Here is a 26,481-nt window from a genome sequence, read left to right as displayed (position 1 = left end):
CATGCCTGACTGGTCTGCGCGGTTGCGTGAGTTGGCGGTGGCGGCTGAGGTCCCCGGGGCGGTGCTCGGGATCTGGCACGACGGGGAGACGACGATCTCGCCGTACGGCGTGGTGAATGCCGCGACCGGGGTGGAGACGACCGCCGACTCGGTCTTCCAGATCGGATCGGTCACCAAGCCATGGACCGCCACGATGATCGTCCAGCTGGCCGCCGAGGGACGGTTGGACCTCGACGACGCCGTGGTGAAGTTGTTGCCGGAAGCACCGATCGACGCGCGGATCACGGTCCGGCACCTGCTCAACCATACGAGCGGCATCGACGGCGACGTGTTCACCGACACCGGCCGCGGCGACGACTGCGTCGAGCGGTACGTCGCTCTGCTCGGTGACGTGGACCGGCTCTTCGAACCGGGTACGGCGTACTCCTACTGCAACACGGGATTCGTGCTGCTCGGCCGAATCATCGAGGTGCTCGACGGCCGGACCTGGAACGAGTCACTCAAGGCCCGGTTGGTCGAGCCGCTCGGCCTGACTCACACGGTCACGCTGGCGGAGGAGGCGATCCTGCACCGCGCCGCCGTCGGTCATCTGGCCGCGGACGGGACGCCGGTCAAGACCTGGCAGCTGCCCCGCAGTATCGGACCGGCCGGCGGGGTCATCGCGACCGCGAGTGACCTGCTCGAGTTCGCTCGGATGCATCTGACCGACGATCGCTATGCGTCGATGCAGGAGCCGCAGGTGCCGTACGCCGGTGGCATCGGCGGCTTCTCCGACCTCGGCCTGTCCTGGCGGATCTACGACTGGGACGGCCGCGTGTTGTTCGGCCACGACGGTACGACGATCTCGCAGCTGGCGTTCCTGCGGATCGACCCCGAGGCCGGCGTGATCATGTGCCTGCTGACCAACTCCGGCAACGGCAGCGTGCTGTTCGAGCCGCTGGCCACTGAGGTCTTCACGCACTTCACCGGCGTCGGTCACCCGAGTCCGCCGCAGCCTGTCGACGCGCCGATCGACGATCAGCATGTCGGCCGGTACGAGCGCGCCAGCGTGCGGCTGGACGTCGTACGCCGCGATGACCGCCTGGTCATGACCTACCAGCCGACGGGGGACAGGCTGGCGTTCACCGATCAGGCGGCGACGCAGGAGTTCGAGCTGCGACCGACGATCCCGGCCGACGGCAACCATTTCGTCAGCCGGGATGCGCCCGGTCATCCGTGGGTTCCGATCACCTTCACGCCGACCCACGTCTTCGCCTCGGGCCGGGTCACGCCCAAGGTCTGAAATACCGGGGTGCATTTTGGGGTGACCGAGCTAACGTCTTCAGGGTGACTAGTGCACCTGCTGAACTTCCCCGTAAGGCCGGTGACCTCCGGGCCGCCGGATATCTCCCTCGGTCGATCAAGGCCGAACTCCGTGACAATCTGTTGACCCGGCTCCGGGCCGGCGCTGACCCCTGGCCCGGCATCGTCGGCTTCGGCCGCACGGTGATTCCGCAGCTGGAGCGCGCCCTGATCGCCGGGCACGACGTCGTACTCCTCGGTGAGCGTGGCCAGGGCAAGACCCGCCTGCTGCGCACGCTCGTCGGGCTGCTCGACGAGTGGACCCCGGTGATCGAGGGCGCAGAGCTGCCCGAGCACCCACTCGACCCGATCACGCCCGCCTCCCGCCGCCGCGCGGCCGAGCTCGGCGACGACCTCCCCGTGGCCTGGCTGCACCGCAGCCTCCGGTACGCCGAGAAGCTGGCGACGCCGGACACCTCCGTCGGCGACCTGATCGGCGACGTGGACCCGGTGAAGGTGGCCGAGGGCCGCAGCCTCGGCGACCCCGAGACCATTCACTTCGGCCTGGTCCCGCGGGCGCACCGCGGCATCGTCGCGATCAACGAGCTGCCGGACCTGGCCGAGCGGATCCAGGTCGCGTTGCTGAACGTGATGGAGGAGCGCGACATCCAGGTCCGTGGGTACACGCTGCGGCTGCCGCTCGACGTGTTGCTGGTGGCAACGGCCAACCCGGAGGACTACACCAACCGCGGCCGCATCATCACGCCACTGAAGGACCGGTTCGGCGCCGAGGTCCGGACCCACTACCCGCTCGACATCGATGCCGAGGTGGACGTGATCCGGCAGGAGGCCGAGTTCACCGCCGAGGTGGGCGAGCCGTTGCTGGAGGTGCTGGCCCGGTTCGTCCGGCACCTGCGGGAGTCGACCGCGATCGACCAGCGGTCGGGTGTTTCGGCCCGGTTCGCGGTCGCCGCGGCCGAGACGATCGCCGCCGCCGCGTTGCGCCGGAGTGCGATCACCGGTGAGGAGCCGGCGGTTGCGCGGCCGGTCGACCTGGAGGCTGTGCCGGCGGTGCTGCGCGGCAAGCTCGAGTTCGAGCCCGGCGAGGAGGGGCGCGAGATCGAGCTGCTCGAGTACCTGCTGCGCCGTTCGGTCGCGGACACCGCGCGTGAGCGGTTCGCCGGTCTGGACCTCAGCCCGCTGGCTCATGCCGTTGCCGACGGCCACTTGGTGACCACGGGCGAGCGCGTGCCCGGTCGCGACGTACTGGCGGCTCTGCCCGAGTTGCCCGTACTGCATGATGTCGCGGCCCGTGCGGGTGTCGAGCCGGACGAGTCGCCCGGCCGGATCGCGGCCGCGGTCGAGCTCGCGCTGGAGGCGCTGTACCTGTCGAAACGACTCGCCAAGGACGCCGACAACGACACCACGGTGTACGGAGCCTGAGCATGACGGTGCATATTGCCTCGCTGCCGCTCGGCGGGTCATGGGGCTGTGACTCCCGGCCTTCCCTCGTCGCTGCAGTCGCTACGCTCCTTCCGCTCCTCAGTCCAGGCCGGGAGGCCCCATGACCAGCTCCCTACCGGAAGGCTGGTCCTACGGGCCGTGGCACGACGGGCCGGATCCGCTCGCCGCGCCGGCCGACCTGCGTGACGCGTTGGACGAGATCGGGCGCGACGTGATGAACGGGTCGTCGCCGCGGTCCGCGCTGGAGGAGATGCTCCGGCGTGGCACCCGGAACACCCAAGGCCTGGACGACCTCAGCCGCAGGTTGTGGGAGCGCCGCCGCGAGATCCAGCGACGGCACAACCTCGACGGTACGCTGCGGGACGTCCAGCGCCTGCTCGACGAAGCGCTCGCGGCCGAGCGACACGATCTGTTCCCCAACCCGTCCGACGACGCCCGGTTCCGGGAGGCTCAGCTCGACGCACTCCCAGCCGGTACGGCGGCCGCCGTACGGGAGCTCGCGAACTACGACTGGCAGTCGTCGGAGGCGCGGGAGAAGTACGAGCAGATCCGTGAACTGCTCGGACGTGAGCTGCTGGGCTCGCGGTTCGAGGGCATGAAGGAGGCGCTGCAGCAGACCACGCCTGAGGACGTCGAGCGGATCAACGAGATGCTCACCGACCTCAACGCGCTGCTCGCGGCGCATGCGCAGGGCCGGCCGGAGGTGCCGGAGCTGTTCGAAGAGTTCATGACCCAGCACGGCGAATTCTTCCCGGAGAATCCACGTGATGTCGACGAACTGATCGACGTACTGGCGCAGCGGGCGGCCGCGGCGCAGCGGATGATGAACTCGATGACGCCTGAGCAGCGGGCCGAGTTGATGGAGTTGTCGCAGCAGGCGTTCGGCAGTCCGCAGCTCGCGCAGCAGTTGGCGCAGCTGGATTCGCAGTTGCAGTCGCTTCGGCCGGGGGAGGATTGGTCCGGCGGCGAGCGGATGAGCGGCGAGGATCCGCTCGGTCTGTCCGACGGCGCGCAGGCGATGTCGGATCTGGCCGAGCTGGACGCGTTGGCCGAGCAGTTGGCACAGTCCTATCCGGGTGCGCGGTTGGAGGACATCGACCTCGATGCGTTGACCCGGCAACTAGGCGATGAGGCAACGGTTGATGCGCGTCGGCTGTCCGAGCTCGAGCGACAGCTTCGCGATCAGGGGTTGCTGGAGCGGGCGCCAGACGGTTCGTTGCGGTTGTCACCCAAGGCCTTGCGGCAACTGGGTCAGACGGCGTTGGCCGACGTACTGCGGACTGCGCGGGGATCCGGTGAACGGGACGCGGCGAACGCGGGCGCGGCTGGTGAGCTGAGTGGGTCCACGCGGCAGTGGGAGTTCGGCGATACGCAGCCGTGGGACGTGCCACGGACGGTGCGCAACGCCGTACTGCGAACTGCGTCGCGGAGTGGGTCCGTGAAGCTGGACGTGGCCGATGTGGAGATCGCCGAGACCGAGCACCGGGCTCGGGCTGCGGTGGCGTTGCTGGTGGACACGTCCTGGTCGATGGTCCAGGAGAATCGCTGGCTGCCGATGAAGCGGACGGCGCTCGCGCTGCATCAGCTGATCTCGACTCGCTACCGCAACGACGCTTTGCAGTTGATCACCTTCGGCCGGTACGCCGGGGTTGTCGAGTTGCCGCAGTTGATCGGGATGGAAGGCACGTGGGAGCAGGGCACCAACGCGCACCACGCCCTGCTGCTCGCCGGCCGTCATCTGCGTCGTCATCCGGATGCGCAGCCGGTCGTGCTGATGGTGACCGACGGCGAACCGACTGCGCATCTCGAGCCGGACGGCACGGCGGAGTTCTCGTATCCGCCAGAGCCGGCGACGCTGCGGAAGACGATCTTCGAGGTGGACCGGCTGGCGAAGCTTGGTGCTTCGCTGACTGTGTTCCGGCTTGGAGACGATCCGCGGTTGAACGCGTTTGTCGATCTGCTGGCTCGCCGCAGTGGCGGACGGGTCCTGGCTCCGGACGCGGACGGCCTTGGTGCCGCAGTGGTCGGCGACTACCTGCGGACCCGGCGCAAACTCTGAGGTGGTTGCCGTGGGCACCTAGGTGCCCACGGCAATCGTCAGCGGGCCGAACGCGCTGCCTCTACCAGGTGCCTGAGTGCCGGCTCGACCTCCGCGTAGGTGCGGGTCTTCAGGCCGCAGTCCGGGTTGATCCAGAGTTGGTCGGCGGGGGTGGTGGCCAGGGCTGCCTGGATCAGGCCCGTGAGTTCCTCGGTGCTCGGAACGCGGGGCGAGTGGATGTCGTAGACGCCGGGGCCGACGCCGCGGCGGAACCCGACGCCAGCGAGGTCCGCGAGCACCTCCATCCGTGAACGTGCTGCCTCGATCGTCGTGACGTCGGCGTCGAGACCGTCGATCCCGGAGATCACCGCGCCGAACTCCGAGTAGCACAGGTGCGTGTGGATCTGGACGCCCGCCGGTGCTCCACCGGTCGCCAGCCGGAACGAACCGACGGCCCAATCCAGGTACGCCTTCTGGTCCGCGGCTCGAAGTGGCAGGAGCTCGCGCAGCGCGGGCTCATCTACCTGCACGATCTTGATGCCGGCCGCGACCAGATCAGCCACTTCGTCGCGCAGTGCCAACGCGACCTGGTCGGCGGTGACGGCGGCCGGTTGGTCATCGCGGACGAACGACCAGGCCAGGATCGTCACCGGGCCGGTCAGCATGCCCTTCACGGGCCGGTCGGTCAGCGACTGCGCGTACGACGACCATTGCACCGTCATCGGAGCCGGCCGGGACACATCGCCGTACAGGATCGGTGGGCGGACGCAGCGGCTGCCGTATGACTGCACCCAGCCGAGTTTGGTGGTCGCGAACCCGTCGAGTTGTTCGGCGAAACACTGGACCATGTCGTTGCGTTCTGGCTCGCCATGGACGAGCACGTCCAGCCCGATGTCCTCCTGAAGCGCGATCACTTGGGCGATCTCGGTACGCATGCGTTCGTCGTACGTCGCCTGGTCGATCCGGCCGTTGCGGAGCTCGGCGCGGGCACGACGGATCTCTGCGGTCTGCGGGAACGAGCCGATCGTCGTGGTCGCGAGCTCCGGCAACCCGAGCGCGGCCTGCGCGGTCCGGCGTTCGTCGTACGGCGGACGCCGGCGATCCTCGGCGCGGATCGTGGCGACTCGATCGCGAACGGCCTGCTCACGGGTGAGGTCCGACTCCTTGAGTGGGCCGCCGGTCGGATTGTTGACATCCGCGACGACGCTCGAGTTGAGAGCACGGCCCAGGAGGACGACCTCGTCGACCTTCTGTTGCGCGAAGGCGAGTCGGGCGCGGACTCGTGGGTCGAGCTCGTCCTCGACGTCGACGTCGTACGGGACGTGGAGGAGTGAGCAGGAAGTCGAGACCTCCAGTTGGCCGACGGAGCCGATCAGGGCGGAGCAGGTGGAGAGCGCGTCACCCAGAGCGGTTTGCCAGACGTTGCGGCCGTCGACGACGCCGGCCACGACGGTTTTGCGTTGCAGGGATGGCAGTTTGGGGATTTGGTCGACCAGGCCGGGTGCGGAGACCAGGTCCAAGGCGACGCCGTCGATCGCTGTTGACACGAGCACCGGCAGGGCAGGGCCGGGGTCACCGAGGTAGGTCGCGACCAGGAGACGCGGGCGCTCGGTCAGAGTGGAGAGCTTGTCGTAGGCGCGGCGGAGTGCATCGAGTTCGGCGGGGGTGCGGTCTTGTACGAGGGCTGGTTCGTCGAGCTGTACGCAGTCCACTCCGGCGGCGTCGAGTTGGCCGAGGAGGTCGGCGTACGCGTCGACGAGTTGGTTGAGCAAGCTGAGCGGTTCGAAGTCGGGGGTGGTGGACTTCGAGAGGAGCAGGAAGGTGAGGGGGCCGATCAGGACCGGGCGGAGGTTGACGCCGTACTCGCGAGCTTCGGACAACTCGGTCAGGATCTTGACCGGGTTAAGTTTGAAGCGGGTCTCGCGGTCGAGTTCGGGGACCAGGTAGTGGTAGTTGGTGTCGAACCACTTGGTCAGTTCGAGCGGTGCGACGCCGTCACGACCGCGGGCCATGGCGAAGTACGTGTCGAGCTCCGACAGACCGAGCTCGCGAAAGCGCGCCGGGGTAGCGCCGAGCAGCTGCACCTGGTCAAGCACCTGGTCGTAGTACGAAAAGGTGTTGCCGGGAATCGTGTCGAGACCACGTGCCTTAAGGTCCAGCCACGTCTCAACCCGAAGCCGCGCCGCCGTCCCCTCAAGCTCCGCGAGACCCTCTGACCGGGACCCACCAGCTGTCGCCGCATCGAGCTTCGCCGGGTCGTCCGACCGGGACTCACCGGGTGTTGCTGCGTTGAGTTGCGCCGGGTCGTTCGACGGGGACTGACCGGGTGTTGCTCCGTCGAGTTTCGCCGGGTCATCCGATCGGGCCTTGGCGGGGGTGGTTGTCTCGGTGGAGGCCCAGTACTGCTCTAGGGCGTGCTTGAGTTCGCGGTGCGGGCCGATTCGGGGGTAGCCCAGGATGGTGGTGCTGGTGTTCACGTCTCTCTCCTCGCGAGCGTGCCGATTGGGTCGGCGGATGCTCACGGAGAAACGCGGGGACCACGGACGTACGGCCGTGGTCCGGGCGGGTCCTCCCACGAGACCACCGATCCCACCGCGCACCCGGATGGGCGCACGGACCGGCGGCAGGTCTTCGGACTCACGGGCAGGCCGGCCCAAGGCCGGTGGACCTACTGGCCGTCGCTTCCCGGACGCTGCGCGCCCAGTGCTTGTGACGACGTTCGTTCCCGTTCACCGCTGCGGGGCAGTCCCGGATTCCCACCGGATTCCCTCTTGCCTCGTCCGATCACAACCCACATGACCGTCCGAACCACCAGCACCTCCAACCCTACGCGCGCCACCCCCACCCCGCCGCAAGCCGAGACAAACCCCACTACCGCAGTCGCCGGGCGATGGAGGGATCCGGGGAGTCGTCGTGAAGGAGAGCAGCGAGGGCTTCGATGCCGTCGACCAAGCGCGGGCCGGGACGGGCGAAGTAGCCGTTCGCGTCGACCGCCCAGACCGGGATGGTGGGTGGGAGTACGCCGTCATCGAGGAGGGACCGGGTGAGTGCGGCAGCGCCGTCCAGATCGAAGCCACAGGGCGCCGCGACGATCAGGTCAGGCTGCGCGTCGGCCACGTCCTGCCAGGTGATGGGCGTTGACCGTTGGCCGGCCTGCCCGAGCACGTTGACGCCACCTGCCCGGATAACCATCTCCGGCAACCAATGCCCAGGTGCATACGGCGGATCCGTCCACTCAAGCAGCGCCACCCGAGGGGAAGCGGTGCCGAGGGTGAAGTCGTCCAACCGCGCTCGGAGGTCCTCGACCAGAGTTGAGCTTTCGCGGTTGATTGTTTTGGCGATGGACTCTATGGACGTGATGACGTCGTCCAGGGTGTGTGGGTCGGTGGTGACCACCTCGGCTTGGCAGCCCAAGTAGTTGAGTGCCTCGGTTACGTCGTCCACGTCGATTGCGCAGACCTTGCACAGGTCCTGACTGATCACCACGTCCGGGTTCAGCTCGCGAAGTGCACCCGCGTTCAGGTGATAGAGGTCCTCGCCGGCCGCGACCCTCCGACGGACGAATTCGTCGATCTCACCCGGCGTGAGACCCTCCGGCAGCGCGGTCGTGGACACGATCCGCCGCGTACGAGCAGCCGCCGGATAGTCGCACTCGAACGTCACACCCACCACGTCATCACCCGCCCCCAGCGCAAAGCAGATCTCAGTCCCCGAAGGCAGCAACGAAACGATCCGCACCCCCAAAACCTACCCCGCCCCCCACCCGAACCCCCGACGAAACGTCGCCATCGAAGCATCCCGCCGCTCGCGCGATCCGCGACGAATTGTCGCCTCGGATCTACCCCACTCCCACCCGAACCCCCGACTAAACGTCCCCTCGCATCACCGCCGTGGCTCGCCCGATCCACCACGAATCGTCGCCTCGGATCCACCCCGCTCCCCGCCCGATCTCACGACCAATCGTCGCCATAAATCGACCCCGCTGCTCGCCCGAACCCGCGACCAAACGTCGCCATGAATCCGCCTCGCTGCGCGCCTGGATCTCCGGCGAAACGTCGGGATCGTCATGCTCGGGCTGTTCGTCGGTGGAGGGGGTGATTGTCTTGCGTTGTCAGGTAGGGAAGGGTTTTCCGGGCTTTGATCTGTGGGCAGGCTCACGTCGGCATCGTGAGACCAGTGTTCAACTGGACTGGTTTTTTGGCTTACTCTGAAAGCACGCCCCCGCCACCGGAGTCGATGGGCCAGCGGCCACCACGCCGCGACTCATGCACCGCCTGCAACCCAGGGAGTGACCGTGCCGAAACTCGTCTACGACTTCGCCGAAGGCAACAAGGACCTGAAACAGCTCCTGGGTGGCAAGGGGGCCAACCTCGCCGAGATGACCAACCTCGGCCTGCCCGTTCCGCCCGGATTCACGATCACGGCTGACGCCTGCCGTGCGTACCTGGAGACCGGTTCGGTGCCGCCGGAGCTGGCTGACGAGATCGACCACCACGTCGACCTGTTGCAGCAGACGATGGGCAAGAAGCTCGGCCAGGCCGACGACCCGCTGCTCGTCTCGGTCCGCTCCGGCGCGGCCGTGTCGATGCCCGGGATGATGGAGACGGTGCTCAACGTCGGCCTCAACGACGACTCGGTGAACGGGCTCGCGCACCAGTCCGGCAACCCGCGATTCGCCTGGGACGCGTACCGGCGGCTGATCCAGATGTTCGGCAAGACCGTGCTCGGCATGGAGGGCGACGTCTTCGAGGACGCGATCGAGGCCGCCAAGAACGCGAAGGGCACCGACAACGACCTCGACCTGGACGAGGCCGATCTGAAGGCGCTGGTCGAGACGTTCAAGCAGGCCGTGCAGGACCACACCGGCCGCGAGTTCCCGCAGGACCCGCGGACCCAGATGGACCTGGCGATCGAGGCCGTCTTCGGCTCGTGGAACTCCGAGCGCGCGATCCTCTACCGCCGCCAGGAGCGGATCCCGACCGACCTCGGTACGGCGGTCAACATCTGCTCGATGGTCTTCGGCAACCTCGGCATGGACTCCGGCACCGGCGTCGCCTTCACCCGCGACCCGTCGACCGGCCACCCCGGTGTGTACGGCGACTACCTGCAGAACGCGCAAGGCGAAGACGTGGTGGCCGGCATCCGCAACACCGTCCCGCTCGCGGACCTCGAGCAGATCGACAAGGCGTCGTACGACGATCTGATGGCGATCATGGCCAAGCTCGAGGGCCACTACAAGGATCTGTGCGACATCGAGTTCACCGTCGAGCGCGGCAAGCTGTGGATGCTGCAGACCCGGGTCGGCAAGCGCACCGCGGCGGCTGCGTTCCGGATCGCGACCAGCTTGATCGACGAGGGTGTGATCGACACCGACGAGGCACTGCGCCGGGTGCAGGGTGCACAGCTGGCGCAGCTGATGTTCCCTCGGTTCGACGCGGACGCGGCGAAGGACCTGATCACCAAGGCGATCGGTGCGTCGCCGGGTGCGGCGTCCGGCAAGGTCGTGTTCACCTCGGCCGCCGCGGTCGAGGCGGCCGATCGTGGCGAGAAGGTCATTCTGGTCCGGCGCGAGACCAACCCGGACGACCTGCACGGCATGATCGCGGCGCAAGGCGTCCTGACCAGTCGCGGCGGCAAGACCTCGCACGCGGCCGTGGTCGCCCGCGGCATGGGCAAGACCTGTGTCTGCGGCGCCGACGAACTCGACGTGAATGTTGCCCAAGGCACCATCAAGGTCAAGGGCGAGGTGATGGAGGCAGGCGAGCTGATCTCGATCGACGGCACCACCGGCGAGGTGTTCCGCGGTGAGGTCCCGGTCGTCCCGTCGCCGGTCGTGCAGTACTTCGAGGGCACGCTCGCACCGGAGGACGGTGACGAACTCGTCGCGGCCGTGCACCGCCTGATCACCCACGCCGATGAGGTACGGCGTCTCGGCGTACGGACCAACGCGGACACGGCGGACGACGCGGCCCGAGCCCGCCGGTTCGGTGCCGAGGGCATCGGATTGTGCCGGACCGAGCACATGTTCCTCGGGGAGCGGCGCGAGGCCGTCGAGCGGTTGATCCTGGCCGACGACGACGCCGAGCGCGACGCCGCGCTGGCTGAGCTGGAGCCCTTGCAGCGTGGCGATTTCCTCGAGCTGCTGACTGCGATGGACGGGCTGCCGGTGACGATCCGGTTGATCGACCCGCCGCTGCACGAGTTCCTGCCGTCGATGGAGGACCTCGCGGTCAAGGTGGCGCTGGCCCGCGAACGTGGTGAGGAGTCGGGCCGCGACGCCAAGCTGCTCGTCGCCGTCCAACGGCTGCACGAGCAGAACCCGATGCTCGGCCTGCGCGGGGTGCGGCTCGGATTGATCGTCCCCGGCCTGTTCGCGATGCAGGTCCGGGCGATCGCGTCCGCGGCCGTCGAGCTGCTCGGGCAGGGCAAGGACCCGCGGCCGGAGATCATGATCCCGCTGGTCGGCGCCGTACAGGAGCTGCACCTCGCCCGGGACGAGGTGGAACGGGTCATCGCCGAGGTCGGCGTCGACCGGACCATTCCGATCGGCACGATGATCGAGCTGCCGCGCGCGGCCGTGATCGCGGACCAGATCGCCGAGGCGGCCGACTTCTTCTCGTTCGGCACCAACGACCTGACCCAGACCACCTGGGGCTTCAGCCGGGACGACGTCGAGGGATCCTTCTTCACGCGCTACCTGGAGAAGGGCATCTTCGCGGTGTCGCCGTTCGAGTCGATCGACCGCGAGGGTGTCGGCGCGCTGGTCCGCACCGGCGTCGACCGTGGCCGGGCGGCCAAGCCGGACCTGAAGCTCGGCATCTGCGGTGAGCACGGCGGTGACCCGGACAGCATCCACTTCTTCCACGACGTCGGCCTGGACTACGTGTCCTGCTCGCCGTTCCGGATCCCGATCGCCCGGCTCGAAGCCGGCCGCGCGGCCCTCTAAATCGCACGCGTTCGCGGCTCACTCCCACTAATCTGCGGGAGTGAGCCGGGAGCAGCTACGCCAGACCTTCGGCGAAGACGCCGACCTCTACGACCGCGTCCGCCCGACCTATCCCGTCGAGTTGTACGACGAACTCGCCACCTTGCTCGATGTCGGTCAACCGCGGGTGCTCGAGATCGGACCCGGAACCGGCCAAGCGACCCGGCCGATGGTCGAACGCGGCTGGTCGGTCACCGCGGTCGAGCTCAGTCCTGACCTCGCGCGGGTGGCCCGACGCAACCTGCCCGATATCGAGGTGATCGTCGCGGACTTCGACAGCTGGGAGCTTCCGGCGTCGACGTTCGACCTGGTCGTTTCCGCGACCGCGTTCCATTGGCTCGACCCCGCGACCCGAGTCCAGCGGTGTGCCGACGTACTGCGGCCGGGCGGCCTGTTGGCGGTGGTGTCGACGCATCACGTCGCCGGCGGCAGTCAGCAGTTCTTCCGCGACGCGCAGCGTTGCTACGAGCGTTTCACCGACGACGCGGACAAGGACGGCGGCGAGGGACCGCAGCCGGCCGACACCATTCCGCGGGATGCGTCGGAGTTCGACGAGTCCGGCCGATTCGGCCCTGTGGAGTTCCGTAGATACGAGCGGGAACAGGCCTATTCGGCCGCTGAATATCTGCAACTTCTGTCATCATATTCAGGTCATCGGGCCTTGACATCGGAGCGACGTGACGGACTGTACGACTGCATCGGCGCTCTTGTCGAGGCGGCCGGAGGCTCCGTCACGAAGCGTTACCTGACCCAACTTTCCGCAGCAATTTCTCTTAACCAACCCCTTGCAAATCGAGGCTCGGGGTAGCGAGAATGACCGGGCGGGAAGGGCGATCACTCGTCGACTTTCGGGTCTGACCTGAACCAGCCGCTGTGGCGGCTCGTGACTCCCTTCCCGCACCAAATCTCTTGTTTCCAACGCTTGTTATAGGGTTTTCGGCATGGCCCTTTATGTCCTGCAGCTGCGCTTCGACCTCGCCGAGTCCGATCGCCGGATGGAGGTTCGTCCGGCTCACCGCGACTACCTGCACGAGCTCAAGGCAGCCGGCAAACTCGTCACTGCCGGTCCCTTCCCGGACCAGACCGGCGCCGTCTTGATCTACGACGTCGCCGACGAGGCGGAGCTCCGCGACATCCTCGCGAAGGACCCGTACACCCCGGCCAACGTCTACGAGATCGCCACCCTCTCGGAGTGGCAGCCACTCTTCCCGATCAACTGAGCGACCCCAGCAGCGCGAGGGTCTTCGGCCACACCTGCCGGAGCGCGGCCTCGTTGACCGCGCGACTTCCGCCCAGCTGAAGCGGTCGCTGGAGGACCGGATTCAAGAAGGTTGTCCCGCGCGGAAGGTAGGGCGCACCGCCGATCGCGTGTCCGGCGCCCTCGAGGACGAGCGCCTCGTGCGGGAGCCGGTTGTGCGCCTCGTCGAGTTCCCGGACGATCTGCCTCGCCGAGTACTGCGCCTGCGACAGCAGGTCGTCCGTCCCGGCGACCGCGAGCACCGGGCCGGTGACGTGATCGACCGGTATCGGCTGCCCGTCGGCCCGTAACGGCTGTCCGTGCAGCGTCCACGCAGCGCCGTTCGCGGCCGGGAACGACTCGATCACCGTCGCGCTCGGTGCGTACAGGATCGTGCCGTGGATGAGGTCCGGGTAGTTCTGACTCGCCAGCAAGGCGGCCTCGGACCCTCGGGACGTGCCGGAAACGACGATGTGCGCGGGGTCGACACCGGGCTGACGTGCCAGCCATCGGGCCGCGGACGCGAAGTACTCCACCGGGATGTCGCGCAGGTCCTTCGGCAGACCGGGCGCGTGGAAGTAGGCCAACGCCAGCGTGGGATACCCGTGCGAGGCGAGCAACTCGGTCATGGACTGCGGGGCCAGTCCGCCTTCGGATCCACCGATCAGCAGTACGGCGGGGTGCTTGGCCGGACCAGCCGGCGGAGCGGCGTAGACCCCGCTGATCTTGTCCGTGGCCAGGCTGACGGTGCGCGAGGTGGCCCCGGAGCGCAGCCACCGCCTGGTCAGCGCCGTACTCGCGATGCGCTTGCCGTCTGTGCTGACGAAGACGTCCACCTGTTCGATCGGGTGACCGTTCTCGAACGGCGGGAGGTACGCCTGCTGCTCGGGGTCGCCGTCCGGCGGGTTCATCGACCAGAACAAGCCCATTCCGTCGGCGTGCTGGTAGCTGCCACCGGTCGGTTCGGCCCGGTCGAGATCGATCGACCCCTGGTCATCGGCCGTGACGGTCACCTCGCTGTGCCACTTCTTGCCGTCGTGATCGACTGACTCTGCGCCCACGCTGACCTTCGCGTTCCGCTCGAGCCCGGTGACAGTCAGATGCACGGCCTGGTCGGCGAGCGTCTCCGCATGGTCTACGTGGATTTCCGCGTGGTCATTGCCCGACGAGCATCCGCCTGCGATCAAGCAGGCGACCGTCGCAAGCAGACCGACGCGAATCCGGTGCATACCTCAATGGTCGCGCTGATCGGGTTCACCCGCGCGGTCAGATATCGGCGGCCTCGAGGTTGAGGTGGTCGACGTACGCCCACAGCCAGACGAGCGGCGCGAGGACGAGCTCGGGTTCTTCGTCCTCGTCGGCGATGAAGATCATCGACGCCTCGCCGTTCGAGATGTCCTCGCAGACCGCCTCGCAGGCCTCGAGTGCGACCTCGAACGGCAGCACCGGCGGCCCGTTCTCCCAGCGGGGCTGGGGGAGGGGAAGGACCGGCGCCTCGTCGGTTCCGTCGAGCTCGACCGACACCTGCTGCAGCATCTCGTAGAGGTCGAAGGTGATCAGCCCGGCCAGCGGACGACCGTCGTACCCGATCAGGTACGGATCGTCGGCACCCTGGCGGAAGTTGTCGCGCAGATCCGACAGCGCCGCCTTCAGGTCGGTGGCTTCGAGGTACGGCGCTTCGTCCGGCTCCTCGTCCTCCTCCTCGACCGGGACCAGCCCGCTGCGCATCTCGTCGAACTGACGCAGCAGTCCGTGCAGCTCGTCGTACGCACCGCCGCCCGGCGCCTTCTGCGCTCGCGACTCCAGGTCGCGGAGGTGCTCGATCAGGTCGTCCTCGAAGTGCAGCTCGTACCGCGGCAGACCGGGCTCACGGCCGGCGTTGAGCCGCGCGACCAGCTGGGTCGACACCGGCCCGAGCCGCTCGGCCAGCACCTCGAGCGGTGTGGTCGGCTTCTCCTCGTCGTCGTGCGCGCAGGAGTCGTCCTCGGCCTGTCCGCCGGTCTCCAGCGCGAGCAGCACCTGGAACGCGGGGAACGCGACCAGCGCCGCGGTCGCCATCATCCCGTCGCCGATCAGCATCAGCGGGTTCCCGCCGGCCTCGGTCCGGCGCAGATGGTCGGGCATCAGGACGGCGGCCTGCTCGACGTTCACCTGGCTGGCCAGCGAGGAGAGCCCGTGGTCGCTGTCGACCCCGAGCAGCTCGACCAGCCGCTCCGAGCTCATGTCGAAGTTCGAGCGCAGGTAGTACCGCAGCCAGCCGGCGTCGACCGGGTTGGCCAGCAGCTCCGCGACCCGGGCCCGGAAGTCGGCCAGGTCACCGATCGCGAGCACCACGAGGACCGGCTGGTCGCCGTCGCCGATCACCAGCGGCCGGGTGTCCCCGTCCTGGAACCCGTCGACGACCTGGTGCAGGCTTTCGGCGGCCGCCTCGAGCGGCCACGACTCCGCCTCGAACTCGTTCACCACCGCGGCGGAGGTGTCATCGGGCATCTGCTGGTCCTCTCCGGATGGCGGCGGGAGTTGGGGTAACTGTAGGCGTACCGTGGTTGATCGGGGGCAGCCGGTAGGGGGCGCGTGACATTGGCTACCCTGGCACCGGCGGGTCGGTGCAGAGGTATCTCACATGTGAGATAAGGTCCGGCCCATGACCGATGACTACCTGAGCCGGATCGGCAATCTCATCCGGGACGCCCGCAAGCACCGCGGCTGGACACAGACGCAGCTCGCGGAAGTACTGAACACCAGCCAGAGCGCGGTGAACAGGATCGAAAAGGGTCATCAGAACCTCACCCTCGAGATGCTCGCCCGGATCGGCGAGGCCCTCGACTCCGAGATTGTCTCTCTCGGTGGCGGTCCGGTCCACCTCCGTGTCGTAGGTGGTTTGCAGCTTTCGGGCTCGATCGACGTGAAGTCCAGCAAGAACGCCGGTGTCGCGCTGCTCTGCGCCAGCCTGCTGAACAAGGGCCGCACCACGCTGCGCAAGGTCGCCCGGATCGAAGAGGTCAACCGGCTGCTCGAGGTGCTGAGCTCGATCGGCGTCAAGACCACCTGGCTGAACGACGCCGGCGATCTGGAGATCGTGCCGCCGGCACACCTCGACCTCGCGGGCATGGACGCCGAGGCAGCTCGCCGTACGCGCTCGATCATCATGTTCCTCGGCCCGCTGCTGCACCGCGAGGACACCTTCCAGCTTCCGTACGCCGGTGGCTGCGACCTGGGCACGCGGACGGTCGAGCCGCACATGTCGGCGCTACGCCCGTTCGGGCTCGAGGTGAAGGCGACCGGCGGTGAGTACCACGCGGTGGTGAACCGGGCGATCACCCCGGGCAAGCCGATCGTGCTGACCGAGCGCGGCGACACCGTGACCGAGAACGCGATCATGGCCGCGGCCCGGTACGACGGCGTCACGATGATCCGGAACGCGAGCTCGAACTACATGGTCCAGGACCTGTGCTTCTACCTCGACCTGCTCGGCGTGCGGATCGACGGCATCGGTACGACGACGCTGACCGTGCACGGCAAGGCCGAGATCGACGTGGATGTCGACTACGCGCCGTCCGAGGACCCGATCGAGGCGATGAGCCTGCTCACCGCGGCGATCGTGACCGCTTCCGAGATCACCATCCGGCGGGCGCCGGTCGAGTTTCTCGAGATCGAGCTCGCGCTGCTCGAGGAGATGGGCCTCGACTACAGCCGCACCGAGGAGTACCTGGCCGAGAACGGGCGGACCCGGCTGGTCGACCTGACCACCCGGCCGTCGAAGCTGCACGCGCCGATCGACAAGATCCACCCGATGCCGTTCCCGGGCCTGAACATCGACAACCTGCCGTTCTTCGCGGTGATCGCGGCCAAGGCGACCGGTCAGACGCTGATCCACGACTGGGTCTACGAGAACCGCGCGATCTACCTGACCGACCTGAACAAGCTCGGCGGCCGGGTCAAGCTGCTCGACCCGCACCGGGTGATGGTCGAGGGCCCGACGCACTTCTCCGGCACCGAGATGATGTGCCCGCCGGCACTCCGCCCGGCCGTCGTCACGCTGATCGCGATGATGGCCGCGAAGGGTACGTCGGTCCTGCGCAGCGTCTACGTGATCAACCGCGGCTACGAGGACCTCGCCACCCGGCTGAACTCGCTAGGCGCTCAGATCGAGACCTTCCGGGACATCTGAGTCCGCCCGGGAATCCTGCAAGAAGGCGACGGCCTCGGTGATCACCTCCGGATCGGTCATGATCCGGCGATGACCGAGGCCGCTCGTCGGCAGGTAGTGCGCGTGCGGTCCGTATGCGCGCAGGAGGATCCGGGCCTGCTCGGGATCCACCACATCGTCCTCGTCGTTGTGGATCACCAGTAGGTCCGACTTGCCGGCCGCGACCGAGAACCTGGTCCAGATCTGGTCGTCGCTGTCGAAGTACCCACGCTCGATCGACCGCCGCAGGAACCGATTGACCTTCGGTCCCAGCCCGAGCTCGCGGCAGAACGTGTCGGCCAGGTAGCCGAACTCCGCGACGCCGCTGATCATCACCAATCGCCGTGCGGCGACCCCTTCGCGGACGGCGTACAGCGCGAACGGGACGCCGAGGGAGTGGGCGATCACGCCTTCGAACGGACCGTGCCGTTCCTCGAGGCCGCGGATGATCCGCTGGAAGCCGAGGATCGAGGTGATCGGGCCGGGCGAGTCGCCGTGTCCGGGAGCGTCGAACGCGACCGGGCTGTAGCCGAGCTCGAGCAGCCGGGTGATGAAGCCGGCGAACCGGGACGCGCGGGAGCGCCAGCCGTGCACGAGCAGGACCGGGCGGCGGCCGTCGCCCCAGGTGTAGGTGACCACGCCGTCGACGGCCTCGACCCGGGCGGACTCGTGGACCGCTCGCTCCAGCTCGCGGACCGCACCGCGACCCATCGGCCGACGCCAGAGTGCGAAGGCCAGTCGCCCGGCCAGTCGGGGCGAAAACTTTCCGATTGTCGACAATCCCGCCCGGATCAGCTTCTTCATGACGCTCCTCGACGATCAAACTATACGAACGGTCGTATTATTAGTTTGTCGACGTGTGGATTGTCAACTCACTAGGATCAGGAGCGTGGAGAAGGTGGACGGGCGGTTGGTGCGAGGTGATCAGACCCGGCGGGCGGTGCTGCGCCGGTCGGTCGACATCGCCTCGGTCGATGGGCTCGAAGGGCTGTCGATCGGGCGGCTGGCCACCGAGCTGGGGATCAGCAAGAGCGGCCTGTTCGCGCACTTCGGCTCGAAGGAGGAGCTGCAGCTCGCGACGATCCGGGCCGCGCGCCGCATCTACGCGGACGAGGTGGTGACACCGGCGTTCGAGGTGGAGCCCGGGCTCGGGCGGGTCTGGGCCTTGAGTGTGCACTGGCTCGACTACTCCCACCGCCGGGTATTCCCCGGCGGCTGCTTCTTCCAGAAGGTCTCCCACGAGTACGCCGCCCGCACCGGGGCTGTCCATGACGCGATCCTCACCGTCCACTGGGAGTGGATGGGCCTGATGGAGGACGCCGTACGGGAGGCTGTCGACAAGGGTGAACTGGGGGCCGACCCCAAGCAGTTGGCCTTTGAGCTCAACTCGTACTACGAGGCCGCCAACCTCGCGTCGATCCTGCACGACGACGGCGGCACGGGGTACGAGCTGGCCCGTCAGGCCATCCGCTCGCGGTTGGAGTCGACCGTCACCGCGGGTACGACGTTGCCGCGCTGAGTCGGGAGATCGCGGCGTCGGCGCATCGGTGAGCAGAGTAGGACCAGTCCGGCGAGCGGGACGCCGGCGGTGGTGATCCACAAGGCCGGGGCAAGGCCGAGCGTCTGTCCGAGGGTGCCGCCGAGGAGAGCGCCGAGCGGGATCGTTCCGTAGTTGACGAACGAGGATGTGGCGGCGAGGCGGCCCAGCAGGTCGGGTGGGCAGTAGGACTGCTGGAAGGTGGCCTTCACGACGTTGCCTCCGACAACACCGAGGCTGACACCGAAGCCGCCGACCAGGTAGAGCCATGGGCTGACGGAGCTCAGTGGGATCAGTAGCGCGAGGGTTGGCAGACCGAGTTCGCACAGCAGCAGTGCACGTGCGGTGCCGAACCGCGTGGAGAGTCGTCGGCCGGCGAAGGCGCCGATGATGCCGCCGCTGGTGGCGGCAGCAACGAGCCCGCCGACTGATCCGGCGGAGAGGCCGACGTCGCGGACCAGGTACACGACGACGATGGCCTGATAGCCCATCAGGGCGAGGTTCGAGACCGCCCCGAAGATCGTCAACGTCCGCAACCACACGTCGTTCGCCACGTAGACGACGCCTTGCTTGATGCCGGTCCACAGGTCCGCGAGCTGCTCGGTTCCCGCGTGCTGCTCTCGGTGGTGGATTGCGGCCAGACAGCCGAGGGCGACCACGAAGGTGGTGGCATCAACCACCAGCGCGTTCGCCGGGCCCGCCAACTGCACGAGTAGGCCGCCGCAGCCGAGTCCCGCGATCTGTGCCGCCGATGCGCTGCCGTGCAGTTTCGCGTTGCCCTCCGCGTGGTCGGCCGGGTCGATCAACGTCGGGAGGTAGGCCGTGTAGGCGGTCTGGAAGACGACCGCGGCCGCACCGCCGAGGATCGCGGCGATCAGCAGGAGGTGGATTGTCAGCAATCCGACAACCGCTGCGATCGGGACGGCGATGAAGAGTGCGGCCGAGGCGGCGGAGGCGCCGAGCATGACCGGTCGGCGACGTACGCGATCGACCCACGCGCCCGCTGGGAGACCGATCAGGAGCCATGGTGCCCAGGCCGCCGCGGTGAGCAGGCCGACCTGGAAGGTGGTTGCCTCGAGCATCGAGATCGCGATCAGCGGGAGCGCTACGGATGAGGTGGCGCTGCCGAAGCGGCTGACCGTTTCGCCGATCCAGAGCAGGCGAAAGTCCCGGTGCCGCTTCAGCAAGCTCATGAGCTGGGCCCGGCGCGATGCGGGAACGACTGCAGCTGGACGATGACTCGTTCGGCGTTGTCACCCGTCGGCCCCGTCGCCCCCGCCGCGACGTACCGGTCGATCACGGCGCCGAGCTCGTCGTTCAGTTGGGACAACTGCTCGGGAGTCAGGCGGAGGTCGCGCCAGTCGGACAGTCCGGCCGCGTGTTGCCACTCGTCCGGCCAGTCCTCGTCGACGTACGTGCGAACGCGGTCGAAGTACCGCTCGACGAGGTGTCGCAGGTAGACGTCGAGGGCGCGGCTGGTCTCGGGATCGCCGCGGAGTTCGGCGGGGTCGAGGACGGTCCGGCCGGGGATCCGCCACCAGCGCTCGCGCTTGGTGCCGCGGTCGGCGTCCTCCACGAGGTATCCGTGCTCGGCAAGCAGCCGCACGTGCCAGCTGATCGTCCCGGTGTTCTCGCCCAGGCGTGCCGCCAGCGTGGTCGCCGTGGCCGGGCCGTCGAGCTCGATGGCCTCCAGGATGTTCATCCGCAGCGGGTGGGCGAGTCCGCGCAGACTTCGAGCATCGATGCGTCGCATGTTTGCAGAGTAGTCTCTGCAGAGAAGTCTCTGCAAGATGTTCGCTGACTGTCGGTGGTCGCTCGTAGCGTTTGGCGCATGCGGCCTCATGTGGTGGCTCAGGTAGCGGTGTCGCTCGACGGGGTGGCGTCGGGGTTCGACGTCGACCTCGCGCGGTTCTATGCGCTCGCGACCCTGTGGCAGGAGGACGTGACGCTGATCGGAGCCGACACGGTTCTGGCGGAGGAGACCGCCGTACGGGCTGCTCCTCGGCGTGGGCCGCGGGCGGGCGGACCGTTGCTGGCGGTGGTCGACAGCCGGGCGCGGATACAGGCCTGGGACTCGCTGCGGGAGCTCGGCTACTGGTCCGACGTACTCGCGTTGTACGCCGATCAGACGCCGGCGCGACCGCCCGAGGCGACCACGCGCGAGCTCGTCACCGGGTACGACCAGGTGGATCTGGCCGAGGTGCTCGATGCGCTCGGGCGCAGCGGTGTGGAGCTGGTCCGGGTCGACTCGGGCGGGGCGTTGGTGAATGCGCTGCTCGAGCTCGGACTGATCGATGAGCTCGCACTGCTCGTCCATCCGATCCTCGTCGGCACCGGGCCCAATTGGTGTGACGCCGGGCAGGTGGAGCTGCGGCTCGTCGGCACCGAGGTGTTCGCCGGCGGGGTCGTCTGGCTCCGCTACTGCGTGGGCTGAAATGTCGGTTCTGGCCGCTACTGTGAGCGGTGATGAGGAAGCAGCATGAGTGGTACGACGAGCACGACGCGGAGCGCTGGGTCGCCGAGCCGGTCAAGCGGCCGGGCCGGACGGCGTTCGCGCGTGATCGGGCGCGGGTGCTGCACAGCGCCGCGTTGCGACGGCTGGCGGCCAAGACGCAGGTGGTGACGGCCGGCAGCGACGACTTCGTCCGCAACCGGCTGACGCACAGCCTCGAGGTCGCGCAGATCGGCCGCGAGCTGGCCCTGACTCTCGGCTGCGATCCGGACATCGTGGACGCGGCCTGCCTGTCTCACGACCTCGGTCATCCGCCGTTCGGCCACAACGGTGAGCGCGCGCTCGACCAGGTCGCCGCGGACATCGGCGGGTTCGAGGGGAACGCACAGACCTTGCGTCTGCTCACCCGGCTGGAGTCGAAGACCTTCGACCCGGCCGGCCGCAGCGTCGGCCTCAACCTCAGCCGAGCCACCCTCGACGCCGCCACCAAGTACCCCTGGCCCCGCCGCCCCGGTGAGCGGAAGTTCGGGGTGTACGACGACGATCTCGCGGTGTTCGAGTGGTTGCGTCAGGGCGTCGGCGAGCGCCGGTGTCTCGAAGCCCAGGTGATGGACTTCGCCGACGACGTGGCCTACTCGGTGCACGACGTCGAGGACGGCATCGTTGCCCAGCACATCGATTTGGAACAGGTCGGCGCGGACCGGGAGCCGTACTGGGAGACGGTCCGCCGGATGTATTTGCCGGAGGCAACCGATGCGGAGCTGGACGAGGGCTGGGCGCGGCTGACGTCACTCAACTACTGGCCGGGCGGCAAGTTCGACGACAGTCGGCGTGCGCTCGGTGGGTTGAAGGACCTGACCAGCCAGCTGATCGGCCGGTTCGCGACCGCCGCCGAGCAGGCGACGCATGCGGTGTTCGGCAGGTCGCGCTTGATCCGCTACGAGGCGGATCTGGTCATCCCCGACGGCATCCGCGTGGAGATCGGCCTGTTGAAGGGCATCGGCATGTTCCACGTGCTCAACTCGTCCGAGCGGCAAGCCCGGCGGGCCTCGCAGCGCGAGCTTCTCACCGAGCTCGTCGATGCGCTCTGGAAGACGGCGCCCGCACAGCTGGACGCCGCCTTCCGGGCCGACTTCGCCGAGGCTGCCGACGACAACGCGCGCCTGCGCGTCATCGTCGATCAGGTCGCGTCGCTCACCGACCCGTCAGCCCTGGCCTGGCACACGCAGCTCCTCACCTGACCGAGCTGAACGGTAGATCGAGACCGAGCTTCGACCGGATCGGCTTGTTGGTCAGGCGAATCTGGTCGAGTTCGCTCGCGGACAACGCTCGGCGATAGACGCGAACCTCATCGACCGCACCCTGGAACCGGTTCTCGCCGTCGATCCGCTCGCCCACGTGAATCCCTTGGACGCCGAACTCCTTCCCAGCTGTCACTGACCCAGGTGGTGCGGCCGCGGATCCCACTTGTACGCCGTCGACAAGTAGCCGCAGCTGACCAGCGGCCCGTTCCAGTACGACGTGATGCCACTGGTCGTCGTTGTACGCCGAGGCCGACTGCACGGTGATGTTGAAGCGATCGACCGCGAGGAGCGCCCGGATCCGGTTGCTCTCCGGTTCGGCCCGCAGCCACACCTGCGGGGTCGTCCCCGACCCGGTGCGGAAGGCCCAAAGGATCGCGTGTGAGCCGGTGGTCGCGCCGTACTTGATCCACGTCATCATCGTGAAGTCGTCCGCCCCCAGATCGATCGACCGGTCGAACGGGACCTCGACCCGGTCGTCCACCCCGTCCAGCGTGAGGCCGTTGCCAAACTTGCCGGGGGCAACAGTCGCTCTGCCGCGCACGTACGCCGGGTTGTGTGCCGGACCGACGTCGGGAGTCAGCGGTCCGGGCGCGGGTGGTCCGGGAATGCCCGGGGGAGTGCCGTTCGGGGTTGACAGGTACGCCTCGTTGAACCGTGCGTACCGGATCGTCTCGTACGGATTGGCGACGCCGGCCTCGTAGAGCAACGCGGCCTGATCGCCGTCGAGCTTGACCAGGTCCGAGTACGCCGATGGTCCCCAGTAGAAGACCTTGCTCTGTTGCCAGGTGCCGAAGGATCGCGCCTCGTCGTACGACGACCGCACTGTCATCACCTCACGCGCGGCCGGGTGCGCGGGTGAGGAGAACAGGATCCTGCGGTCGCTGAAGCGCAGCAACGAGCCCTGGACGTCAGGCACCACCAGCTTGGGGAGCGTTTGGAACGGCCGGTCGAAGGTCTCGCCACCGTCGCTGCTGATCGCGTACGCGCGGTTGCCCGGGTCGGTGCCGCGTTCCCGGGCCAGTGCGTAGATCCGCCCGTCGGTCAGTTCGGTCACGGTGACCTCCTGGGCGATCACCTTGCCGTCATCGCGGGAGGTGGTCGCGCCAATGTGCCAGGTCTCGCCGGAGTCGTCGCTGTACAGCAGGTGCGTGCCGTAGACGTGCTTGCCGACGCCGTCGTACGTCTCGAAGTTGGCGCCGACGATCAGCCGGCCGGGGTGCTGCCCGTGCTCGAGTTGGATGCCGTGCATCGGGCCGGTCGCGTACCAGAAGTTCCAGCTCGGGAGCTTGGCGTCGGTGAGTTCGCGGGGTGCGGTCCAGGTCGCGCCGGAGTCGTCGCTGGTCTGGACGTACGGGTCACGGTCGCAGCCGTTGGTGCAGGGGTTCGGACCGTTGTGGGTGCTGACGAGGACAATCCGACCGGTCCGATTGTCAACAATCGGCACCGGATTGCCGTGCGTACTGCCGTTGCCGTCGGAGACCACCTGGAGCGGTCCCCAGGTCTTGCCGCCGTCCGACGACCGGCGCAGCACGATGTCGATGTCGCCGTCGTCGCCACAGTCGGCGACCCGGCCCTCGGCGAACGCGAGCACCATCCCGTTGGCCGCACGGACCACGGCTGGAATGCGGAAACACGAGTAGCCCTCGGTCTGCTGCTGGAACAACACGCTGTCCTCGACGAACGGCTTGTCCGAGGACTGCGCATGAGCGGGTGTAACCAGGGATCCGAAGACGAGTAGGACAGCGGCCACAAGGCGGGGCGGGAAGGCGCGCATAAGACTCCCGGGAGGACATAGGACGTATGATGTCCTCGATCACGGTAGTGATTGGAAGGCGACGCGACAAGAGGGTGAACAGCCCCTTCAGGTTCAGTCTTCAAGCACTAGAGTCGGAGGCATGACTGACGCAGACCAACGGCCCATTGTCATCGTCGGCGCGAGCCTTGCGGGTGAGGCCGCGGCGCGGGCGCTGCGGAAGGAGGGCTGGTCCGGCGGCATCGTCATGATCGGCAGCGAGAACGCGTTGCCGTACGAGCGACCGCCGCTGTCCAAGGGGGTGCTGCTCGGCAAGGACGAGACGTCCGTCGCCCAGTTGCACGACCAGCAGTGGTACGACGACAACTCGATCGAGCTCCGCCTCGGCAAGACCGTCACCGGGATCGACTCTGCCGCCCACACCGTCTCCGTCGACGACGGTTCGCAGGTGTCGTACGACAAGCTGCTGATCGCCACGGGCAGCCGGGTCCGGCACCTCGACGTACCTGGTGGGGACCTGCCGGGCGTGCACTACCTGCGGACCGCCGAGGAGTCGCAGGCACTGACCGATGCGTATGCCGCCAAGCCGCGGGTCGTCGTGGTCGGCGCGGGCTGGATCGGGCTGGAGGCGGCGTCGGCCGCACGCGAGCGCGGGTGCGAGGTCACCGTGGTCGAACCGCAGTCCACCGCCTTGGCCGCCGTACTCGGGGACGAGGTCGGCGGACTCTTCGCCGAGTTCCATCGGCAGCATGGGGTCGAGTTCCGGTTCAACACCGGCGTCGAGGGCTTCGAGGGTACGGACAAGGTGACCGGGGTGCGGGTCGCCGGTGGCGAGGTGATTCCGGCGGATCTGGTGGTCGTCGGAGTCGGCGTACAGCCGAACACCGAGCTGGCCGCGGACGCCGGCATCGAGGTCGCGACCCGGGAGAACGGCTCGGGCATCGTGACGGGGCCGGATCTGCAGACCTCGGCCGCGGACGTGTACGCCGCCGGTGACGTGGTGCGCTGGGATCACCCGCTGTTCGGGCGGTCGGTGCGCGTCGAGCACTGGCAGAACGCGAAGGACACCGGCAAGGCGGCCGCGAAGGCGATGCTCGGCCAGGACGTCGCGCACGACGCGATCCCGTACTTCTTCTCAGACCAGTACGACCTCGGCCTGGAGTACGCCGGTGACATTCCGCGCGGGACGTCGTACCAGGTGGTGCTGCGCGGCGACCCGAAGTCGGGCGCCTACTTTGCTTTCTGGCTGGACGACGACCGGCACGTGCTGGCCGGGATGCACGTCAACAACTGGGACACGATCGACGCCATCCAGGCCCTGATCCGCTCCGGCAAGCAGGTCGACCCCGCCCGCCTCGCCGACCCCTCGGTGGAGCTGTCCGAGGTCTAACCCACCGGATACGCGACGTACGCGAACTGACTGCTGTTCGGCGACCAGCTCGGCACGTTCATCGTGCCCTGGCCGCCGAACAGCGTCACGACCTCCCGGATCTCGCCATCGACGAGCAACCGAATCCGTACGTCGTCGATATCGGCCGGATGCCCTTCGATCCCGTGCGGGAAGCTGACGTAGACGATCGACGACCCGTCCGGAGCCGGATGCGGGAACCAGTTGACCCGCTCGTCGAACGTCAACTGCTCAGCCTCACCACCACCGGCAGGGATCCGGAACAACTGCGCATGCCCCGCCCGCTCCGAGTTGAAGTAGATCCACTCACCGTCCGGGCTGTACTCCGACCCGTCGTCCTGATGCTCGTCATCGGTGACCTGTACGTCGTCACCACCCGCGGCCGGAATCGTCCACACATTGGTGATCCGGCGACCGTCCACCTGCTCCAACCCGATGTACGCCAACGTCTTGCCATCGGGCGAAACCCCATGCAGGTAATGGTGAAACCCAGGTCCGCGATCATTGGTCACCCGCCGCGGACGGCCGTCGGCAAGCGTCACGGCGTACAGATGTCCATCCTCGGCCGACACGTAGACCGTCGCCCCGTCCGGACTCACCACGTGGTCGTTGTTGATGGCCGGCACGCCGCCAAGCCCGATCTCCTCGAGTCCATCGGCGACCCGGAACAACCGTCCGTCCCCGTTGACGATCAGCTCACCACCAGGAGTCCAGTTCGGCGCCTCGAAGAGCACAGTGTCCGAGCTGTAGACGAGTCGCTGATCGCCGGTGGCGACGTCGACGACGTACAGCTCGGACCGTTGACCAGGGCGAAGAGTTCGTGGCATGCCCAC

20 protein-coding genes and 1 riboswitch are annotated in these 26,481 nt (G+C 67.9%); of the genes, 11 read left to right on the top strand and 9 right to left on the bottom strand.

The features are described 5' to 3' along the window. The first annotated feature begins 1 nt into the window (after window position 1). The 3 genes from AB0L70_RS18050 to AB0L70_RS18040 all read left to right on the top strand — a co-directional run bounded on the left by AB0L70_RS18050 (window position 2) and on the right by AB0L70_RS18040 (window position 4,804). Entirely contained in the window at window positions 2-1,282 is a 1,281-nt protein-coding gene (locus tag AB0L70_RS18050; protein WP_363685288.1) for a serine hydrolase domain-containing protein, read from the top strand. Between the two features lie 44 nt (window positions 1,283-1,326). Beyond that, window positions 1,327-2,724: an ATP-binding protein gene (locus AB0L70_RS18045; RefSeq protein ID WP_363685286.1), complete on the top strand. Its 1,398-nt coding sequence runs from the start codon at window positions 1,327-1,329 to the stop codon at window positions 2,722-2,724. A gap of 121 nt (window positions 2,725-2,845) precedes the next feature. Further along, window positions 2,846-4,804 (top strand): VWA domain-containing protein, encoded by a 1,959-nt coding sequence (locus tag AB0L70_RS18040; protein WP_363685284.1) that lies wholly within the window; start codon window positions 2,846-2,848, stop codon window positions 4,802-4,804. 38 nt (window positions 4,805-4,842) lie between these two features. On the opposite strand, the gene metE is transcribed toward AB0L70_RS18040, so the two are convergent. Both metE and AB0L70_RS18030 read right to left on the bottom strand, forming a co-directional pair. After that, window positions 4,843-7,260, bottom strand: a complete 2,418-nt coding sequence (gene metE, locus AB0L70_RS18035; RefSeq protein WP_363685282.1) for a 5-methyltetrahydropteroyltriglutamate--homocysteine S-methyltransferase — start codon at window positions 7,258-7,260, stop codon at window positions 4,843-4,845. A 127-nt stretch (window positions 7,261-7,387) separates the two neighbouring features. After that, window positions 7,388-7,611, bottom strand: a riboswitch (cobalamin riboswitch). 43 nt (window positions 7,612-7,654) lie between these two features. Further along, the gene (locus AB0L70_RS18030; RefSeq protein ID WP_363685280.1) at window positions 7,655-8,521 is read right to left on the bottom strand and encodes a cobalamin-binding protein; all 867 of its coding nucleotides are present in this window, start codon (window positions 8,519-8,521) and stop codon (window positions 7,655-7,657) included. A 556-nt stretch (window positions 8,522-9,077) separates the two neighbouring features. Between AB0L70_RS18030 and ppdK the strand changes: the two genes are divergently transcribed. The 3 genes from ppdK (at window position 9,078) to AB0L70_RS18015 (ending at window position 12,988) form a co-directional block, all read left to right on the top strand. Next, a complete protein-coding gene (gene ppdK / locus AB0L70_RS18025; protein WP_363685278.1) occupies window positions 9,078-11,729 on the top strand; it encodes a pyruvate, phosphate dikinase in 2,652 nt (883 codons plus the stop codon). Between the two features lie 40 nt (window positions 11,730-11,769). Next, the gene (locus AB0L70_RS18020; protein ID WP_363685276.1) at window positions 11,770-12,576 is read left to right on the top strand and encodes a class I SAM-dependent methyltransferase; all 807 of its coding nucleotides are present in this window, start codon (window positions 11,770-11,772) and stop codon (window positions 12,574-12,576) included. 133 nt (window positions 12,577-12,709) lie between these two features. Next, window positions 12,710-12,988 carry a YciI family protein gene (locus AB0L70_RS18015; RefSeq protein WP_363685274.1) on the top strand — a complete coding sequence of 93 codons (279 nt, stop codon included), beginning with the start codon at window positions 12,710-12,712 and terminating at the stop codon, window positions 12,986-12,988. Here AB0L70_RS18015 and AB0L70_RS18010 read toward each other — a convergent pair. Next, complete coding sequence (locus AB0L70_RS18010) at window positions 12,981-14,234, bottom strand: acyl-CoA thioesterase/bile acid-CoA:amino acid N-acyltransferase family protein (RefSeq protein WP_363685272.1); 1,254 nt, start codon at window positions 14,232-14,234, stop codon at window positions 12,981-12,983. The two genes, AB0L70_RS18015 and AB0L70_RS18010, sit on opposite strands and share 8 nt — an antisense overlap. 37 nt (window positions 14,235-14,271) lie before the next feature. Continuing rightward, a complete protein-coding gene (locus AB0L70_RS18005) occupies window positions 14,272-15,495 on the bottom strand; it encodes a hypothetical protein (protein ID WP_363685270.1) in 1,224 nt (407 codons plus the stop codon). Window positions 15,496-15,649: 154 nt separating this feature from the next. On the opposite strand from AB0L70_RS18005, the gene AB0L70_RS18000 reads away from it, so the two are divergent. Continuing rightward, the gene (locus AB0L70_RS18000) at window positions 15,650-17,176 is read left to right on the top strand and encodes a UDP-N-acetylglucosamine 1-carboxyvinyltransferase (protein ID WP_363685268.1); all 1,527 of its coding nucleotides are present in this window, start codon (window positions 15,650-15,652) and stop codon (window positions 17,174-17,176) included. On the opposite strand, the gene AB0L70_RS17995 is transcribed toward AB0L70_RS18000, so the two are convergent. Continuing rightward, window positions 17,141-17,998, bottom strand: coding sequence for an alpha/beta hydrolase (locus AB0L70_RS17995; RefSeq protein WP_363685266.1), 858 nt, complete (start codon window positions 17,996-17,998; stop codon window positions 17,141-17,143). The genes AB0L70_RS18000 and AB0L70_RS17995 overlap by 36 nt on opposite strands. Before the next feature lie 85 nt (window positions 17,999-18,083). On the opposite strand from AB0L70_RS17995, the gene AB0L70_RS17990 reads away from it, so the two are divergent. Further along, window positions 18,084-18,713, top strand: coding sequence for a TetR/AcrR family transcriptional regulator (locus tag AB0L70_RS17990; protein ID WP_363685264.1), 630 nt, complete (start codon window positions 18,084-18,086; stop codon window positions 18,711-18,713). On the opposite strand, the gene AB0L70_RS17985 is transcribed toward AB0L70_RS17990, so the two are convergent. Together AB0L70_RS17985 and AB0L70_RS17980 are read right to left on the bottom strand one after the other, a co-directional pair. After that, complete coding sequence (locus AB0L70_RS17985; RefSeq protein WP_363685262.1) at window positions 18,653-19,924, bottom strand: MFS transporter; 1,272 nt, start codon at window positions 19,922-19,924, stop codon at window positions 18,653-18,655. The two genes, AB0L70_RS17990 and AB0L70_RS17985, sit on opposite strands and share 61 nt — an antisense overlap. Beyond that, window positions 19,921-20,484, bottom strand: coding sequence for a helix-turn-helix domain-containing protein (locus AB0L70_RS17980; RefSeq protein ID WP_363685260.1), 564 nt, complete (start codon window positions 20,482-20,484; stop codon window positions 19,921-19,923). Before AB0L70_RS17980 ends, AB0L70_RS17985 begins: the two co-directional genes overlap by 4 nt. A gap of 78 nt (window positions 20,485-20,562) precedes the next feature. Here AB0L70_RS17980 and AB0L70_RS17975 point away from each other — a divergent pair, with 78 nt between their 5' ends. Both AB0L70_RS17975 and AB0L70_RS17970 read left to right on the top strand, forming a co-directional pair. Next, window positions 20,563-21,165: a dihydrofolate reductase family protein gene (locus AB0L70_RS17975; RefSeq protein WP_363685258.1), complete on the top strand. Its 603-nt coding sequence runs from the start codon at window positions 20,563-20,565 to the stop codon at window positions 21,163-21,165. 32 nt (window positions 21,166-21,197) lie between these two features. Continuing rightward, window positions 21,198-22,424, top strand: coding sequence for a deoxyguanosinetriphosphate triphosphohydrolase (locus AB0L70_RS17970; RefSeq protein ID WP_363685256.1), 1,227 nt, complete (start codon window positions 21,198-21,200; stop codon window positions 22,422-22,424). Here the strand turns inward: AB0L70_RS17970 and AB0L70_RS17965 are convergent. Next, window positions 22,417-24,261: a sialidase family protein gene (locus tag AB0L70_RS17965; RefSeq protein WP_363685254.1), complete on the bottom strand. Its 1,845-nt coding sequence runs from the start codon at window positions 24,259-24,261 to the stop codon at window positions 22,417-22,419. The two genes, AB0L70_RS17970 and AB0L70_RS17965, sit on opposite strands and share 8 nt — an antisense overlap. Before the next feature lie 121 nt (window positions 24,262-24,382). Here AB0L70_RS17965 and AB0L70_RS17960 point away from each other — a divergent pair, with 121 nt between their 5' ends. After that, window positions 24,383-25,630 (top strand): FAD/NAD(P)-binding oxidoreductase, encoded by a 1,248-nt coding sequence (locus tag AB0L70_RS17960; protein WP_363685252.1) that lies wholly within the window; start codon window positions 24,383-24,385, stop codon window positions 25,628-25,630. On the opposite strand, the gene AB0L70_RS17955 is transcribed toward AB0L70_RS17960, so the two are convergent. Further along, entirely contained in the window at window positions 25,627-26,475 is an 849-nt protein-coding gene (locus tag AB0L70_RS17955; RefSeq protein ID WP_363685250.1) for a biopolymer transporter Tol, read from the bottom strand. The genes AB0L70_RS17960 and AB0L70_RS17955 overlap by 4 nt on opposite strands. Window positions 26,476-26,481 lie beyond the last annotated feature (6 nt).

This window comes from Kribbella sp. NPDC051952 (assembly GCF_040680855.1).
Taxonomy (GTDB): domain Bacteria; phylum Actinomycetota; class Actinomycetes; order Propionibacteriales; family Kribbellaceae; genus Kribbella.
Note: the sequence above shows the minus strand (reverse complement) of the source record. Positions and strands in the feature narration are given on the sequence as shown.

What these genes read in the sequence shown, in the direction of transcription:
- AB0L70_RS17965 (WP_363685254.1), bottom strand. Translation starts at nt 24,261, where the DNA reads ATGCGCGCCTTCCCGCCCCGCCTTGTGGCCGCTGTCCTACTCGTCTTC.
- AB0L70_RS17970 (WP_363685256.1), top strand. Translation starts at nt 21,198, where the DNA reads ATGAGGAAGCAGCATGAGTGGTACGACGAGCACGACGCGGAGCGCTGG.
- AB0L70_RS18050 (WP_363685288.1), top strand. Translation starts at nt 2, where the DNA reads ATGCCTGACTGGTCTGCGCGGTTGCGTGAGTTGGCGGTGGCGGCTGAG.
- AB0L70_RS18005 (WP_363685270.1), bottom strand. Translation starts at nt 15,495, where the DNA reads ATGCCCGATGACACCTCCGCCGCGGTGGTGAACGAGTTCGAGGCGGAG.
- AB0L70_RS17980 (WP_363685260.1), bottom strand. Translation starts at nt 20,484, where the DNA reads ATGCGACGCATCGATGCTCGAAGTCTGCGCGGACTCGCCCACCCGCTG.
- AB0L70_RS18015 (WP_363685274.1), top strand. Translation starts at nt 12,710, where the DNA reads ATGGCCCTTTATGTCCTGCAGCTGCGCTTCGACCTCGCCGAGTCCGAT.
- AB0L70_RS18010 (WP_363685272.1), bottom strand. Translation starts at nt 14,234, where the DNA reads ATGCACCGGATTCGCGTCGGTCTGCTTGCGACGGTCGCCTGCTTGATC.
- AB0L70_RS17975 (WP_363685258.1), top strand. Translation starts at nt 20,563, where the DNA reads ATGCGGCCTCATGTGGTGGCTCAGGTAGCGGTGTCGCTCGACGGGGTG.
- AB0L70_RS18040 (WP_363685284.1), top strand. Translation starts at nt 2,846, where the DNA reads ATGACCAGCTCCCTACCGGAAGGCTGGTCCTACGGGCCGTGGCACGAC.
- AB0L70_RS17960 (WP_363685252.1), top strand. Translation starts at nt 24,383, where the DNA reads ATGACTGACGCAGACCAACGGCCCATTGTCATCGTCGGCGCGAGCCTT.
- AB0L70_RS17995 (WP_363685266.1), bottom strand. Translation starts at nt 17,998, where the DNA reads ATGAAGAAGCTGATCCGGGCGGGATTGTCGACAATCGGAAAGTTTTCG.
- AB0L70_RS17955 (WP_363685250.1), bottom strand. Translation starts at nt 26,475, where the DNA reads ATGCCACGAACTCTTCGCCCTGGTCAACGGTCCGAGCTGTACGTCGTC.
- AB0L70_RS18000 (WP_363685268.1), top strand. Translation starts at nt 15,650, where the DNA reads ATGACCGATGACTACCTGAGCCGGATCGGCAATCTCATCCGGGACGCC.
- AB0L70_RS17985 (WP_363685262.1), bottom strand. Translation starts at nt 19,924, where the DNA reads ATGAGCTTGCTGAAGCGGCACCGGGACTTTCGCCTGCTCTGGATCGGC.